Genomic DNA, 14,804 nt, shown 5'->3' on the forward strand with positions numbered 1-14,804 from the left:
GGGGATCTCCATGGCATGAGGTCCGGGGTGGCCACGCAGCGCCGGCGGTGCTCAGGGCACCCGGTAGCTGCGTGCTTCCTCGAGCAGCGCGAACCAGGTCGGGCGGTCGAGTTCGAGACTACCGTTCGCCAGCAGGCTTTCGATACGCTTTTCGTTCAAGGTGCCGATGACCGGGATCGGCCGCCCCGGCAGGCGCCGCAGCCAAGCCAGTGCGAGCCCGGCGGTGGTCGAGTCGAGACGCTCGGCGAGCTGGGAGAGCGCACTGCCGAGCACGTCTTCGAACACCGAGCCGCCGCCCAGCGGCGACCACGCCATGGGCGCGAGGCCGTCGGCGACGATGGCGTCATAGAAGCCGTCGAACAGCGCATCAGGATGGGCCAGCGACAGCTTCAACTGATGCGCCCCCAGCTGGTGGTGCATCGCCGCCTGCAGGCGCCGCCACTGCTCGGGCAGAAAGTTTGAGACCCCCACCGTACCCACCTTGCCGGCATCGATGGCGGCATCCAGGGCGCGGCCGGTGGCCTCGGCGTCCATCAGTGGATCGGGCCGATGCAGCAGGTAGTGGTCGAGCCGCTCGACCCCGAGACGCTCGAGGGAGCCGTCGATGCTGGCGCTGAGATAGTCCGCCGAGGTGTCGTAGTGCTTGACCCCGAACGGCGACCGGTCGCGCCCGGGCGGCACGATGCCGCCCTTGGTCACGATGCGGATCTGCGCCCTGAGCGCCGGGCGCCGGCGCAGGGCGTCGCCGAAGCGCTGCTCGCACTGCCGGTCGGCGTAGATGTCGGCATGGTCGAACCAGTTGAGCCCCTGATCGACACGCCTTTGCAGCCAGTCGCCGAGGGTGTCGGGGGCGTCGAATTCGGGGCGCTCGTGGAGGCGCATCATGCCCAGGATGAAGGGGACGTCGAACACCGGCGTCTCAGTCATGATCGGGGGCCTTGACGATGGTGGTGGCCAGCAGATGCTGCCCGTCGGGCACCAGCCACACCGGGTCGACCCGGGTGCAGGCGGCCTCGACACAGAGGAAACGCTGGCCGGCGTCGGCGGGGGTGTCTCCCGGCAGGCTTTCGCCCGGATGCCAGACCACGGTGGAGTCGCTGCCCTGCTTGGTGATCAGCAGGCGCCGCTGGCCGTCGTCGAGCACCACCGGGCGGTTGGACTGGTAGATCCGATCCAGCGCCCCGCGTACGCCCAGCTCGCCCTGCTGCTGCTTCTCGGCGAAGCGCTCGAGCTTGTCCAGATAGCGCGCCCCGGCCAGTCCCTCGACGCGGCAGCGGTGGGTGTCGGCGACCGCGAAGTAAGTGTGCAGTGCCCCGGTCAGCTTGACCGGCGTGGTGCCAGTGTGGCGGGTGAACAGCTCGACGCTGAGTCTTTGCGCATTGGCGTGGACCACCGCGTTGGGGGTCAGCTCGTCGTGCAGGCGTTCCTGCGGCGAGAGATGGATCTCGACCCCGTTGCCGGAGAGGTCTTCGTCGACCGCGTCCAGGCGCCACTCGGCGGTGCGTGCCGGGCCATGCATGGGACCCTGGCCATCGGGCGATTCGTCGGCGAACCACGGCCAGCACAGCGGGATACCGCCGCGGATCGCCCCCGGCAGTGCCTGTGGCGTGGGCGTCACCCAGAGCCAACCATCCTGCGGGTCGGGCGCCGGCTGGCCGCCTGCGGCTTCGCGGTCGAAAGGCAAGAAGTGCAGGACCTGCGCGCCCTGCAGCGAGAGCGCGAGCTGGCCCCAGTCGGCATTGATCAGCAGCACGCGGCGGCCCTCCCAGGTCGCCTCGCGCTGGCCGTCGGTCGCCGCGATCAGATCGGCGAGCGTATCGGGAATCATGTCACTTCCTCGTTGTGCAGAGCTTCCGCCGCGCCCAGCAGGCCGGTCCACGGCGCCGTCACCACCCAGGTGGGGATGCCGGCAGTGTAAGCGCTCAAGCGGCCCTTGTCGGCAAAGGCGCGGCGGAAATCGCTGCGCGGCAGCCACTCGATCAGGCGCGGGGTGATGCCGCCGCAGAGATAGACCCCGCCCAGCGCGCCCAGCGTGAGCGCGGCGTCGCCGCACACGCTGCCCAGAATCTTGAGAAAGCGCATCAGCGTCTCGCGCGCGACCCGGTCACCGGCGCGTGCCGCGCCGGTGACCTCGGCGGGGGAGTTGTAGGCAGGGGTGGCGCCCAGCAGCGCGGCGTGGGCGAGATAGAGATCGAGCAGCCCCTGACCGCACAGCAGGCGCTCGATCGAAACCCGGCCGTAGCGGGCACGAAAGAAGTCGAGTATCTGGCGCTCGCGCTCGTCGGTGGGGGCGAAGGTCGCGTGGCCGCCCTCGGTGGTCAGCGGGATCCAGTGGCGCTGGCTCGGCACCAGGCCGGCCATGCCCAGGCCGGTTCCGGGGCCGATCACCAATCGCGGGCGGCGCGGCTCGGCCTCGCCGTCACCCACCGGGGTCAGGTCCTTGGCATCGATATGCGGAATGCCCAGGGCCTGGGCGGTGAAGTCGTTGATGACCTTGAAAGTGCCCAGGCCCAGCGTCTCGGCGGCCTCCTTCTTGGAGAATGCCCAGTCGTTATTGGTCATCTTGACCCAATCTTCGTGCACCGGGCAGGCGAAGGCCAGGCACGCCTCGCGCGGGGCCTCGGCGCCGACCTTCTCGAGGTAGGCCCGAATCGCTTCGACCAGCCCCGCGTAGTGGTTGCAGGGCAGAGTCTCGATCGCCTGCAGCTCGACGCTGCCGGGTGCGACCAGAGCGAAGCGGGCGTTGGTGCCGCCGATATCGCCGACCAAGGCGAGTGTGGTCATGAATGCCCTCCAGGCAGATCGGCGGCGTCGAAGCCGCCGAAGACGGCGGCCCCTTCCTCGGCGCCGCCGACCAGTTGTCTGAAACCGGCGAAGAGTTCGCGGCCCATGCCGTGATGATAATGATCCAGGTCGCAGATTGCAGGTTCGCGACCGGCCCACTCGTCGGCATCGACCAGCGCCCGCAGTTCACCCTTGTCCGGATCGAGTCTGGCCACGTCGCCGTCGCGCAGATAGGCCAGCGGGCCAGCGTCGACCGCCTCCGGGGTGACGTGGATGGCCGCCGGGACCTTGCCCGAGGCGCCCGACATGCGCCCGTCGGTGACCAGTGCGACGCGGTGGCCGCGATCCTGCAGGACACCGAGGAAGGGCGTCAACTGATGCAGCTCGGGCATGCCGTTGGCCCGCGGGCCCTGGAAGCGCACCACCACGATCACGTCGCGATCGAGTTCGCCGCCCTCGAACGCCGCCTTGACCTGGCTCTGGTCGTCGAAGATACGCACCGGCGCCTCGACGTAACGGCTTTCCGGCTTGACCGCCGAGACCTTGATCACGCCGCGGCCGAGATTGCCGTCGAGTACCGCCAGACCGCCGGTGGGGGAGAAGGCCCGGGCCACCGGCCGCACCACCTCTTCGTCGAGGCTCTCGCGGGTGCCCTCGCGCCACACCAGCTGGTCGCCGTCGAGGAACGGCTCCTGGGTGTAGGCGTGCATGTCGGTGCCGAAGGCGCTCTTGACGTCGGCATGCATCAGCCCCGCGCCGAGCAGCTCGCGTACCAGCAGGCTGACCCCGCCGGCGGCATGGAAGTGGTTCACGTCGGCCTGACCGTTGGGGTAGATCCGGGTCAGGCTGGGGATCACCGTCGACAGCTCGGCGAAGTCGTCCCAGGTGATGGTGATGCCGACCGCCGCCGCCATCGCCACCAGGTGCAGGGTGTGGTTGGTCGAGCCGCCGGAGGCGAGCAGGCCGATCATCGCGTTGACGATCGCCTTGGCGGTGATCTGGCGATAGAAGGGGTGGTACTCGCCGCCCTGCTCGCTGTTGCGAATGACCTGCTCGGTGCCGTAGCGGGTGATGGCGTCGCGCAGCGGGGTGCCAGGGTTGACGAAGGACGTGCCCGGCAGGTGCAGCCCCATCATCTCCAGCATCAGCTGGTTGGAGTTGGCGGTGCCGTAGAAGGTGCAGGTACCGGGGCTGTGATAGGACTCCGACTCCGCTTCGAGCAGTGCATCGCGGCCGACCTTGCCTTCGGCGTAGAGCTGGCGGATTCGCGATTTCTCGTTGTTGGGCAGGCCGCTGGGCATGGGGCCGGCGGGGACGAACAGCGCCGGCAGGTGGCCGAAGCGGGCCGCGCCGATGAACAGCCCCGGCACGATCTTGTCGCACACGCCGAGGTAGAGCGCGCCATCGAACATGTTGTGCGACAGCGCCACCGCGGTGGCCATGGCGATCACGTCACGCGAGAAGAGCGACAGCTCCATGCCGGGTTGGCCCTGGGTGACGCCGTCGCACATCGCTGGCACGCCACCGGCGAACTGCGCGGTGCAGCCCATGCCGCGGGCGGCCTGCTTGATCAGCTCGGGGAAGTGTTCGAGCGGCTGGTGCGCCGAAAGCATGTCGTTGTAGGAGGAGACGATGCCGATGTTGGCGCTGTTCATCAGCTTGAGACTGTTCTTGTCGCCGGCACCGCAGGCGGCGAAGCCGTGGGCCAGGTTGCCGCAGGAGAGCTCGCCGCGATGCACGCCACGCCGGTGCTGGCGCGCCATGCGTTCCTCATAGAGACGACGACGGTCGGCGGAACGGTCTTCGATACGTCGAGTCACGCGGTCGATCGTGGAGTTGAGCATCAGGGTCTGCCTCATCGAGCTATCGTGGTTGTTTGGTAAACTTACCAAAAAAAATGCCCGTCGGCCGTGAATGCGCCATTGGTATTAGTCTTTTGGGGTAATATTTTTTCATGGCGCGATGTTCTAGACTGTCAGCAGTCACGGACTATCGTCAGTTCAGGCTTCGAGGCAGCCCCGGGCGCCGCAGCGCCCCGACCTCGTGACCCATCGATCGCCCCGTCCCGTTCGGGGTTTCGCCATCTGAGAGGAGAGAGCACCATGACTTTGCGTGTCGCCATCAACGGATTCGGCCGTATCGGTCGTAACGTACTCCGCGCGCTCTACGAAAACGGCTACCGCGATCGCATTCAGGTCGTCGCCATCAACGACCTGGGCGACCCGGCGCTCAACGCCCATCTGCTGCGTCATGACAGCGTGCATGGCCGCTTCGGTTTCGAGGTGGATCACGACAGCGATACGCTGAGCGTAGACGGTGACAGCATTCGCATCCTCTCCGAGCGCGATCCGGGCCAACTGCCGTGGCAGTCCCTCGACGTCGACCTGGTAATGGAGTGCACCGGGCTTTTCACCAAGCGCGCTGCGGCGGCCAAGCACATCGAAGCCGGCGCCGCCCGCGTGCTGATCTCGGCGCCCAGCCCCGATGCCGACGCCACCATCGTGTTCGGCGTCAACGAGCAGGTGCTCAAGGCCGAGCATCGCGTCGTCTCCAATGCTTCCTGCACCACCAACTGCCTGGCACCGGTGGCCCAGGCGCTACAGGACGCGGTGGGTATCGAGAACGGTCTGATGACCACGGTGCACGCCTACACCAACGATCAGAACCTGTCCGACGTCTACCACTCCGACCCGTACCGTGCGCGCAGCGCCACCCAGTCGATGATTCCGACCAAGACCGGTGCCGCCGCCGCCGTGGGCCTGGTGCTGCCGGAGCTCAACGGCAAGCTGGACGGTCTGGCGGTACGCGTGCCGGTGATCAACGTCTCGCTGGTCGACCTGACCTTCACCGCGGGCCGTGACACCAGCAAGGAGGAGATCAACCAGATCGTCGAGAAGGCCGCCGCCGCTTCGCCGGTGCTGGCGGTCAACGCTCAGCCGCTGGTCTCGATCGACTTCAACCACGACCCCAATTCTTCGACCTTCGATGCCAACCACACCCGCGTCAACGGCCGTCTGGTCAAGGTCATGGCCTGGTACGACAACGAGTGGGGCTTCTCCAACCGCATGCTGGACACTGCGCTGGCGATGCAGGCAACCGCCTGATCTTTCTCCACCGAACTTTCTCCACCGCACGGCGTCGGCGAACCACGCCACGGCTTTGCGCTAGCTCTTCGAGATAGCTCTTCGAGATAGCTCTTCGAGATAGCTCCTCGAGATGGTTCCTCAAGGCAGTTCCCAATGGCGCTCTCAGGAGCGCCATTTTTTTCGCCTGTCGCTCAGCGGGCCGACATTCCGGCAGCCGGCAGGGCGATGTCCGGGGCGATGGCGCTCATCATTTGCTTGCCGCCGCCGATAGGCCCTTCATGTTACCCGCACCAATATGGCGAGCGGCGATCCGACGAGGCTGGCAGTGGGCCTTGGGACTGCTACCATGGCGGCGATCCGTGGGAAGCCCCCTATATCGCGCCTCCTGAGGTCGGTGGTGGGGGCAATATCGATTAAAGTTCTTTTAGCAGATGCCGATAATCTCAAGATAATTGAATTATACTTAGATGTGTGCATGAGACTTGGCCTGACGCGACTCTCTCCTCTAAGGTAAGACGGCTCTAATTTTCTAATTCGTTATCACTCAACGCCGCGCCGAGGTTGGCAGTGCCATGCAACAGACGATCCTCAATGCCCATCGCTTGATTGGCGAGACGCTTCGCGAACCCGGCCGAGAACGGCTCGGGCGTATCGTGGGGGTGGACCAGGCGCGTCGCGTGCCGTTGGTATTCGTACTGTGGCAGGGCCAGCAGGGAATCCAGCGCATCGAGCTGAGCGTCGATGATCTACGCCAGCTGGTCGCCGCCTGCGAGCGGCGTTATGCCGCAGTCAATCTTGCGACCGATGCGTCAGGATCGACGACGGGCGACACCTCTCGGGACACCGAAATCGCACCGCGGCGACGTGCTGGCCTGCGCTGACGACCCGTCTTTACCCACTGCGCCGCCAGTCGCTGCGGCAACATGAGATTGGAGCATGAATCGATCCGATGCCCTGGCCGGTGCGACCGAGCCGAGCGACGAGGCGCAGCAGTGGCTGAGAGCCATACCGGCTGCCGTCTACGTGACCGACCCCGGTTGGTGGCTGGGGGAAGTCCGCTTCGTTGCCGATGCGGTCGCCGACCTGGGTGGGTACCAAGCTGCCGATTATCTCGACCATCCTCAGCGCTGGCTGAGCGCGATCGGTGAAACCGGCCGGCTGCAGGCGCTCGAGCGGCTGCAGGCAGCGCTGGACGCCGGCGAGACGCGGGTGACCCTGATCTACACGCTGAGCCATGTCGATGGCACCTCATGTCGCATCGCCGATACCCTCAACATTCAGCGCGATGCCGAGGGGCAAGTCGTGGCGCTGGTCGGCGTGCTCGAGCGCGTGGCCTCCCCTGGGGCTGGCGACAATGCTTCGCGGGCGCTGCTCGCACATAATCCCGATGTGCTGCTGGCGCTGGATGCCGACCTCGCCTGCCGCGCCGCTTCCGGGGCGTTGGGGGCGGTGCTGGGCGTCAGCGCCGAAGGGCTCGTCGGCCGCTCGCTGTTCGAACTGATGGCGCCCGAGGACGCACCACGGGTGCAGCGGACCCTCGACGAGCAGGCGGTGATCGCGGGAGCGGCGCTGCTCGAGCTGCGTCTGCGCCACCGTGACGGCAGCTACCGCTGGTGTGAGATCCACTTCGCTGCCGACTGCGACGCCGTCTCCAGCGTTTCTCCCGGCTGGGTCGCGGTGGCTCGGGATATCACCGAGCGTCGCCGTCAGGCGCTGCAGTGGGATGCCTATGATGCCACCGACGAACTCACCTCTGCCCTCAATGAACGCGCTTTCCTGGGTCTCCTGCGTCAGGCAGTGGCGATGGGCGACGTCCACGGGCGGCTGTCGTTGATCGTGTTCGAGGTCGACGGCTTCGCCGATATCGTCGACCGCTGGGGGCGCGAGGGGGGCGATCTGGTCCTCGCCTGCATCGGCGAGATGTGTCGCGCCACGCTGCGCGAGCGATTCAGCTTCGGGCGCCTCGACGCGCGCGGCTTCGCGCTGCTGCTGAGCGGCAAGTCGCTACAGGAAACCTCTGCCATCGCCGAGCGGCTGCGGGCGCGGTTCGGTGCCACGCGGGTCGAGTTCCATGGTCACTGGTTGGCGTTCTCGGTTAGTCTGGGTGTGGCCGAGCGTCGTCAGGACGAGCCGTCGGATACCTTCCTGGCGCGTGCCCACAGCGGGCTCGAGCTGGCGATGACCCATGGCGGTAACCGCGTTCAGCAGGCACCCTGAGCGCGGTTTCCGGCGTGAGTCTGGCCGCTCGGAAGCCTTGAGAGCTGCCGAATCGGCTCGGTTGGGCAGCCGGGGAGTGTCGTGGAGTGATGTGAACGGCGTATCGCGACCGCAAGCAGGACAAGACAAGCAGGATAAGAGAAGAACCGGAACACGAAAGAAATCGGGCGCGGCGCGTCATGACGACGCCTGGCGTTGCCGACCCGCAGTCAACGCAAGGAGAACGATGATGGGACGACTGCTGCTGGCCTTGTTCGTCAGCCTGATGAGCCTGCCGCTGTGGGCAGACGAGGTCGTGGGTCCCCATGTACAGGGCGAGACCTTCGAATACACCACCGGGGGTCAGACCTACAAGGGCTACCTGGCCTACAACGCCAGTGACGACCAGCCGCGCCCCGGGGTGCTGCTGGTGCACGAGTGGTGGGGGCTGAACGACTACATCAAGCAGCGCGCCGATCAGCTCGCGGCGCTGGGCTTCGTCGCCCTGGCGGTCGACATGTACGGCGATGGCAAGGTTGCGCAGCATCCCGACGATGCCAAGGCGTTTTCCGCTCAGGTGATGCAGGACTGGCCGGCGGCGCGGGCGCGGCTCGACGCGGCGCTGGCAGCGCTGCGTCAGCACCCGGCGGTGGATGGCGATCACATCGCCGCCATGGGCTACTGCTTCGGCGGCGGTGTGGTGATGAACATGGCGCTGGCCGGCATGCCCATCGACGCCGCGATCAGCTTCCACGGTAGCCCCACACAGGCAGTGAGCCAGCCGCAGCCGTTCGATGGCCTGGTGCGAATCTACAACGGCCAGGACGATCCGCTGGTCGACAAGCAGGCGCTGGCCGATATGGCCGCGACCCTGGAGAAGGACGGCGCCAAGGTGCGCGTGGTGGAGTACCCGGGGGCGACCCACGCCTTTACCAATCCCGATGCCGACGCCCTGGCCAAGAAGTTCGACCTGCCGCTGGGCTACAACGCGGCGGCGGACGCGGCCTCCTGGCAGGCGGCGCTGCTGACCTTGGACAAGGCGCTCAACCAGTAGCGTTCGGCGCCCGCGGTGAGTGATCGCGGGCGCTGTCCAAGAATGGCGGCGCCCAAGACGTGCAGGCTCGGCTCAGGTGCGATGATTGAGCGCCAGCACGCGCTGGGCCAGGGCGATCATCTCCGGATCGCCGGTGTGCTTGTCGGGCACGTCCGAGAGCTTGACCACCGGCAGCCAGTGCTGCCCCTCCGGGCGCGCCTCGACCATCTTGATCACCATGTTCATCGGTGTCGCGCCGACGTCGTTGGTGAAGTTGGTGCCGATGCCGAAGGCCATGCCGATGCGGTCCTTGCAGAAGGCGTGGATCCGCTCGACCCGTTCCGGGGTCAAGGCGTCGGAGAAGATGATGGTCTTGCTGCGCGGGTCGATACCCAGGCGCTCGTAGTGGGCGATGGTCTGGGAGGCGAAGTCGATCGGGTCGGCGCTGTCGTGGCGCACGCCGTCGAAGAGCTTGGCGAACTTCTTGTCGAAACTCTCGAAGAACGCCTTCGAGGTGAAGGTATCGGTCAGGGCGATGCCCAGATCGCCGCGATAGACGTCGACCCAGTGCTCCAGCGCCAGGCTGTTGGCCATCTTGAAGCCGAAACGCGCGCCGTGGAACATGAACCACTCGTGGGCGTGGGTGCCGATCGGCTTGACCCCATGGCGCATCGCCAGCATCACGTTGCTGGTCCCGCTGAAGGCGCTGCCGCCGTGGTGGCGCAGCGCGCCTACCACGCGATCCTGGACGTCGAACGAGAAGCGCCGTCGGGTGCCGAATTCGGCGATCTTGAGTCCCAGACGCTGGTACTGCTCGATCTTGCCCCGGGTGCGCGTCTCGACCGTGGCGTCGTCGTCACGCGGCACCTGGCGCAGGCGATACCAGAGCTCGCTGATCAGCGCCATCAGCGGCACTTCCCACAGAATGGTGCGATACCACAGCCCCTCCATGGTCACCGACAGCTCGCTGCCTTGCTGGACGATGGTGACCTCGTCAGGGTTGTAGCGGAAGCCGGCGAGGAAATCGAGATAGGTAGGGTCGAGGTAGGGGCAAGTCTGCTCGAGATAGCGCTTCTCGTCCTCGCTGAGGGTGAGTTCGGCCATGGCGTCGACCGCACCGCGCAGGGCCTCGCCGAAGCCCTCGGGGAAGGCGTGCTCGCCGCGGTTGATGAAGGCGTAGCGCGCCTGCGCATAGGGGAAGCGCTTGATCACGGCGTTCTGCATCGTGATCTTGTAGAAGTCGTTGTCCAGAAGCGAAGTTAGCATGAAGTCTCGTCTACGGCGTGGTCGAGTCGCTGAGCCGGTGCTCTCCGGGTCGCTCGCGGCGATTACATGAAGGCCATGATACCGAACATTGTCGCGACGAAGCCGCCGAACAGCAAAATCCCGGCCAGTGACAGCAGGATCAGCAGATAGCCCAGGATCAGCCCCGCCAGCGCCCAGCTGTCGCCGGACTCCCGGCGCGCGCGGATCTGGCGCCGCGCGAGGTGACCGCAGACCACACCGCCCAGCGCCGCCGGCGGCACCAGGGTGCCGAGCACGCTGAGCGCGAAGGCGACCAGCGCCATCACGTTGGTGGGGCCTGGCGGCGGGGTGGGGTACAGGTCGTTCATGGTATCCATCGTCGTGGCGTCGCTGGCGATGCCCCAGAGTATCGCATGCTTGCCGGACGCTCTCGACGTTTTCGGTGCCGCGCCCCGCGGGCTATCGACTAGGCTGTCAGCGCGGCGCGACGGTGCGAGTGGCGCGGGCGACAAATATTGAGGAGGGAGTCGATATGGCACAGCAGGGAGAGCGTCAGGAAGCCCCGCAGGACGCGCTGCGGGTGACGCGGCTCGACAGCCTGGCGGCGCTGGAGGCGGCCAGCTGGAACGCGGTGGTGGGTACGGGCTACCCGTTCCTGCGCCACGAGTTTCTCGCTGCGCTCGAGGCGTGCGGCTGCGCCTGCACCGAGACCGGCTGGGCGCCGGATCATCTGTTGGTCTATCGCGGCGCGCGGCTGGTGGCGGTGCTGCCGCGCTATGCCAAGTGGCACTCACGCGGCGAGTACGTGTTCGACTGGGCCTGGGCGGATGCCTGGGAGCGCGCCGGCGGCGACTACTACCCCAAGTCGCTGTCGGCGATCCCGTTCACGCCGGCGAGTGGGCCGCGCCTGGGCGTGGTCGCCGATGAGTCGCGCGCTGCGGTGATTGCGGCGCTGGGGCCGGTGCTGCAAGCCAGCGGCATGCAGAGCTGGCATCTGCTGTTCGCCGATGACGCCGAGGTGGCGGCATGGCAGGCGGACTTCGGGGCGCCGCTGCTCGAACGCTGTGCGGTACAGTTCACCTGGCGCGACGCCGGCTATGGGGATTTCGAGGGCTTTCTCGCCCACATGAGCTCGCGCAAGCGCAAGGAGATCCGGCGCGAGCGACGACGTCTGGCGGAGCAGGGCTTCGTGTTCGAGCGCCTCAGCGGCGTGGCGATCGACGAGGCCGCGCTGGACCAGTTCTATCGCTGCTACTGCATGACCTACCTCGAACGTGGCCAGCATCCCTATCTCAATCTCGATTTCTTCACCCGGCTGCGCGACACCCTGGGCGATGCGATGATGCTGGTCAGGGCCAGCATCGATGGCCGTGCGGTGGCCGCGGCGCTCTGCTTCGAGGGCGATGATGCGCTGTACGGCCGCTACTGGGGTAGCGAGGTCGCGGCGGATTTCCTGCACTTCGAGGCCTGCTACTACCAGGGTATCGAGCACTGCCTGGCGCGTGGGCTTTCGCGCTTCGACCCGGGCACCCAGGGCGAACACAAGCTCACCCGCGGCTTCGCCCCGGCGCTGAGCCGTTCGCTGCACTATCTGGAACACGAGGGATTCCGCGAGGCGGTGGCACAGTTCTGCCGCGAGGAGCGCGCCTACGTCGAAGCGTATCTCGAGCAGTGCCGCGGGCGGCTGCCCTTTCGCCAGGCCCCGGCTGCCCTTTCGCCAGACCCCGGCGGGCGATGACGCCGCGGCGAATAACGAAGATTGACGGCGCGCATGCCGTGACGAGGACCGACAAGCAATGGATTTTCTCACTGAAGCCGCCGTGCTGCTGGGCGCCGCGATCATCGCGGTACCGCTGTTCCAGCGCCTGGGGCTGGGCTCGATCCTGGGCTATCTGTGTATCGGGCTGATCGCCGGCCCCTCGGTGAGCGGCTTCATCTCCGAGCCAGAGACGGTGTTGCACTTCTCCGAGTTCGGCGTGGTGATGCTGCTGTTCATCATCGGCCTCGAGCTGGAGCCCAAACGCTTGTGGTCGATACGCAAGCGCCTGTTCGGTCTGGGGTCGCTGCAGCTCGCCGGCTGTGCCGCGCTGCTGACACCCATCGGTCTGCTGCTGGGATTGCCGCCGAGCATCGCGATCTTTCTCGGCCTGACGCTGGCGCTGTCGTCGACCGCCTTCGCGCTGCAGGTGCTCAACGAGCGGCGCCAACTGGCCACCCCCCACGGCCAGAGCGCCTTCGCCATGCTGCTGTTCCAGGATCTGGCGGTGATTCCGCTGCTGGCGCTGCTGCCATTTCTCGCCGGGCGCGTGGATGCCGCGCCGGACGATATCTGGATCATGGCGCGCAGCGTTGCCATCGTGATCGCTGCGATCGTGTTCGGGCGGCTGGTGTTTCCGCGGGTGCTGGCGCTGATCGCGCGCAGCGATATCCATGAGATCTTCACCGCCGCTGCGCTGTTTCTGGTGCTCGGCATGGCGCTGGCGATGGAGTGGGCGGGGCTGTCGATGGCGCTGGGTGCCTTTCTCGGCGGGGTGATGCTGGCGGATACCCCGTATCGCCACGAGCTCGAGGCCAATATCGAGCCGTTCAAGGGGCTGCTGCTGGGGCTGTTCTTCATCGCCGTAGGGATGTCGGTGAATCTCGCGCTGGTGGTCGACAACGTACTGCTGGTGATCGGCCTGGCACTGGCGATGACCCTGGCCAAGATGCTGGTGCTGGCGGTGATCGGGCTGCTGGCGAAGCTGCCGCGCACGGAGATTCCGCGGCTGGCGACGGTGATTGCTCAGGGCGGCGAGTTCGACTTCGTGCTGCTCACCGCCGCCGTTGCCGCCGGGGTGATCGATCAGCGCATCGCCAGCCTGTGCATCGCCGCGGTCACGCTGAGCATGGCGGCGACGCCGTTTCTATATCAACTGGGCGAGAGGCTGGGCGACCGGCTCAAGGAGACGCGCCCCTTCGATACCGACTTCGGTGACGAGACCCCACCGGTGGTGATTGCCGGTCTCGGCCGCTTCGGCCAGATGGTGGGGCGCATGCTCAAGATGCAGGGCATCGCCTTCACCGCGCTCGACCCCAACATCACCCAGGTCGAGTTCATCCGCCGCTTCGGCTCGCGTATCTTCTACGCCGACGCCACGCGCCTGGACCTGCTGCGCGCGGCGGGCATCGACAAGGCGCAGTTACTGGTGATTGCGGTCAATGACGAGCATGCCGCGCTGACCATCGCGCGTTTGGCCAAGACGCACTTTCCCCAACTCAAGGTCTACGCCCGTGCGCGCAACCGCCATCACGCCTGGAAGCTGATGGAGCAGGGCGTGGATGGCGTGGTGCGCGAAACCTTCGCCTCGAGCATGGAGATGAGTGTCGAAGTGCTCAAGGGCATGGGCTACCCGAGCTCCAACGCGATCAATGCGGTGCGTACCTTCCGCGACTTCGACAACCAGCTGCTCAAGGATACCTATACCCATCGCAACGACACCGAGCAGCTGATGGCCACCGAGAAGGCCGCCATGGAGGAGTTGAAGTCGCTGTTTCAGCAGGAGCTCGACCGCGGCCGCGGCAAGGCCGGCGACGAAGAACGAGCCGCCAACGACAGTGAGGAAGACACCGATGACGCAGACACTCGCGCAACGTCTCGTTGAACCGATGACATTGTCTGCGGGCGGGCGCATCGGCTCGGGTTCGGCTAAAGTAGCCGAACGTATCTGGTAGCGTCGCTGCGTTCAGGACTCGTGGGGCAGGCGGGCGATGCGCGCGAAGAAGGTCTCGATCATGCGCGGTCCGATCTCGCCCAGGGCGTACTGGGTCGGATCGCGCAGCCAGTCGTGCATCAGACCGCCGAACATCGATATCAGCATGCGGCAGGCGATCTGCGGGTCGATGCCTTCTCCCAGGCTGCCATCGCGCTGGGCCTGCTCGAGGCGTTCGACCATGGTGTCGTAGCACTCCTGGACCAGCTGGCTCTGCAGTCCCAGCATGTCGATGTCGCCCGAGGATTCGCAGCGGTGGAAGAGAATCGTGTGCACACGCTGGGAGCGCGTGCGTTGCAGCCGTTCCAGTGCGTGCAGGCTGGCCAGGCGCAGGCTGGTCAGGGGTGCGTGCGGGCGCTCGGGGTCTTCGACGTCGTCGAGCAACTGACGCAGCGGCATCTTGACCCGGTCGAGCATGGCGTGGAATAGGTCGGACTTGTTCTTGAAGTGCCAGTAGACGGCACCGCGGGTCATGCCGGCCTGGCGCGCGATCTGCTCGAGCGAGGCGCGCGAGACGCCGCGCTCCAGGAATACGATCTCGGCGGCGTCGAGCAGGGCCTCGCGGGTGGCTTCGGCCTCGGCCTTGGTACGTTTCGGCATGGTGGTGTCGTCATGAGCGTTGATGAAGGCGGCGTGTGGCTCGATCTTTTTCGCGGTGATTTCTGGGTGGCGTCGAGTCCCTGGCGCGAGAATACCCCATTCGTCGGCAAG

Annotated in this window: 13 protein-coding genes; 6 read left to right on the forward strand and 7 right to left on the reverse strand. The window is 66.6% G+C overall.

The genetic code is table 11. The features are described from left to right. Positions 1-51: 51 nt before the first annotated feature. The 4 genes from J0A90_RS15135 to edd are packed head-to-tail and all read right to left on the reverse strand — an operon-like array spanning position 52 to position 4,643. Positions 52-927: an aldo/keto reductase family oxidoreductase gene (locus J0A90_RS15135; RefSeq protein ID WP_207031344.1), complete on the reverse strand. Its 876-nt coding sequence runs from the start codon at positions 925-927 to the stop codon at positions 52-54. Continuing rightward, positions 920-1,828 carry a D-hexose-6-phosphate mutarotase gene (locus J0A90_RS15140; protein ID WP_207031342.1) on the reverse strand — a complete coding sequence of 303 codons (909 nt, stop codon included), beginning with the start codon at positions 1,826-1,828 and terminating at the stop codon, positions 920-922. Before J0A90_RS15140 ends, J0A90_RS15135 begins: the two co-directional genes overlap by 8 nt. Continuing rightward, positions 1,825-2,784, reverse strand: a complete 960-nt coding sequence (gene glk / locus J0A90_RS15145) for a glucokinase (RefSeq protein ID WP_207031340.1) — start codon at positions 2,782-2,784, stop codon at positions 1,825-1,827. The genes J0A90_RS15140 and glk overlap by 4 nt, the downstream gene beginning before the upstream one ends. Next, entirely contained in the window at positions 2,781-4,643 is a 1,863-nt protein-coding gene (gene edd, locus J0A90_RS15150) for a phosphogluconate dehydratase (protein WP_207031338.1), read from the reverse strand. Before edd ends, glk begins: the two co-directional genes overlap by 4 nt. A 243-nt stretch (positions 4,644-4,886) precedes the next feature. On the opposite strand from edd, the gene gap reads away from it, so the two are divergent. From gap to J0A90_RS15170, 4 genes are all read left to right on the forward strand, one after another. Next, the gene (gene gap / locus J0A90_RS15155; protein WP_207031336.1) at positions 4,887-5,888 is read left to right on the forward strand and encodes a type I glyceraldehyde-3-phosphate dehydrogenase; all 1,002 of its coding nucleotides are present in this window, start codon (positions 4,887-4,889) and stop codon (positions 5,886-5,888) included. A gap of 554 nt (positions 5,889-6,442) precedes the next feature. Further along, positions 6,443-6,751, forward strand: coding sequence for a hypothetical protein (locus tag J0A90_RS15160; RefSeq protein ID WP_207031328.1), 309 nt, complete (start codon positions 6,443-6,445; stop codon positions 6,749-6,751). Positions 6,752-6,806: 55 nt separating this feature from the next. Then, positions 6,807-8,087 carry a PAS domain-containing protein gene (locus tag J0A90_RS15165; protein ID WP_207031326.1) on the forward strand — a complete coding sequence of 427 codons (1,281 nt, stop codon included), beginning with the start codon at positions 6,807-6,809 and terminating at the stop codon, positions 8,085-8,087. A gap of 226 nt (positions 8,088-8,313) precedes the next feature. Then, a complete protein-coding gene (locus J0A90_RS15170) occupies positions 8,314-9,120 on the forward strand; it encodes a dienelactone hydrolase family protein (RefSeq protein ID WP_207031317.1) in 807 nt (268 codons plus the stop codon). Between the two features lie 72 nt (positions 9,121-9,192). Here J0A90_RS15170 and pncB read toward each other — a convergent pair whose 3' ends face one another. Both pncB and J0A90_RS15180 read right to left on the reverse strand, forming a co-directional pair. Then, positions 9,193-10,365, reverse strand: coding sequence for a nicotinate phosphoribosyltransferase (gene pncB / locus J0A90_RS15175; RefSeq protein ID WP_207031315.1), 1,173 nt, complete (start codon positions 10,363-10,365; stop codon positions 9,193-9,195). Between the two features lie 62 nt (positions 10,366-10,427). After that, positions 10,428-10,712: a DUF4190 domain-containing protein gene (locus tag J0A90_RS15180; RefSeq protein ID WP_233076833.1), complete on the reverse strand. Its 285-nt coding sequence runs from the start codon at positions 10,710-10,712 to the stop codon at positions 10,428-10,430. 164 nt (positions 10,713-10,876) lie between these two features. Between J0A90_RS15180 and J0A90_RS15185 the strand changes: the two genes are divergently transcribed. Beyond that, complete coding sequence (locus tag J0A90_RS15185) at positions 10,877-12,082, forward strand: GNAT family N-acetyltransferase (RefSeq protein ID WP_207031306.1); 1,206 nt, start codon at positions 10,877-10,879, stop codon at positions 12,080-12,082. Positions 12,083-12,140: 58 nt separating this feature from the next. After that, the gene (locus J0A90_RS15190; protein WP_207031304.1) at positions 12,141-13,985 is read left to right on the forward strand and encodes a monovalent cation:proton antiporter-2 (CPA2) family protein; all 1,845 of its coding nucleotides are present in this window, start codon (positions 12,141-12,143) and stop codon (positions 13,983-13,985) included. An 81-nt stretch (positions 13,986-14,066) separates the two neighbouring features. Here J0A90_RS15190 and J0A90_RS15195 read toward each other — a convergent pair whose 3' ends face one another. After that, complete coding sequence (locus J0A90_RS15195) at positions 14,067-14,693, reverse strand: TetR family transcriptional regulator (RefSeq protein WP_207031301.1); 627 nt, start codon at positions 14,691-14,693, stop codon at positions 14,067-14,069. Positions 14,694-14,804 lie beyond the last annotated feature (111 nt).

It is taken from the genome of Salinicola sp. DM10 (genome assembly GCF_017306975.2).
GTDB lineage: Bacteria > Pseudomonadota > Gammaproteobacteria > Pseudomonadales > Halomonadaceae > Salinicola.

Excerpts from the sequence above, each read along its gene's own strand:
- J0A90_RS15160 (WP_207031328.1), top strand. The coding sequence starts at position 6,443 with ATGCAACAGACGATCCTCAATGCCCATCGCTTGATTGGCGAGACGCTT.
- edd (WP_207031338.1), bottom strand. The coding sequence starts at position 4,643 with ATGAGGCAGACCCTGATGCTCAACTCCACGATCGACCGCGTGACTCGA.
- pncB (WP_207031315.1), bottom strand. The coding sequence starts at position 10,365 with ATGCTAACTTCGCTTCTGGACAACGACTTCTACAAGATCACGATGCAG.
- glk (WP_207031340.1), bottom strand. The coding sequence starts at position 2,784 with ATGACCACACTCGCCTTGGTCGGCGATATCGGCGGCACCAACGCCCGC.
- J0A90_RS15170 (WP_207031317.1), top strand. The coding sequence starts at position 8,314 with ATGATGGGACGACTGCTGCTGGCCTTGTTCGTCAGCCTGATGAGCCTG.
- J0A90_RS15180 (WP_233076833.1), bottom strand. The coding sequence starts at position 10,712 with ATGAACGACCTGTACCCCACCCCGCCGCCAGGCCCCACCAACGTGATG.
- J0A90_RS15190 (WP_207031304.1), top strand. The coding sequence starts at position 12,141 with ATGGATTTTCTCACTGAAGCCGCCGTGCTGCTGGGCGCCGCGATCATC.
- J0A90_RS15135 (WP_207031344.1), bottom strand. The coding sequence starts at position 927 with ATGACTGAGACGCCGGTGTTCGACGTCCCCTTCATCCTGGGCATGATG.
- J0A90_RS15140 (WP_207031342.1), bottom strand. The coding sequence starts at position 1,828 with ATGATTCCCGATACGCTCGCCGATCTGATCGCGGCGACCGACGGCCAG.
- J0A90_RS15165 (WP_207031326.1), top strand. The coding sequence starts at position 6,807 with ATGAATCGATCCGATGCCCTGGCCGGTGCGACCGAGCCGAGCGACGAG.
- J0A90_RS15195 (WP_207031301.1), bottom strand. The coding sequence starts at position 14,693 with ATGCCGAAACGTACCAAGGCCGAGGCCGAAGCCACCCGCGAGGCCCTG.
- gap (WP_207031336.1), top strand. The coding sequence starts at position 4,887 with ATGACTTTGCGTGTCGCCATCAACGGATTCGGCCGTATCGGTCGTAAC.
- J0A90_RS15185 (WP_207031306.1), top strand. The coding sequence starts at position 10,877 with ATGGCACAGCAGGGAGAGCGTCAGGAAGCCCCGCAGGACGCGCTGCGG.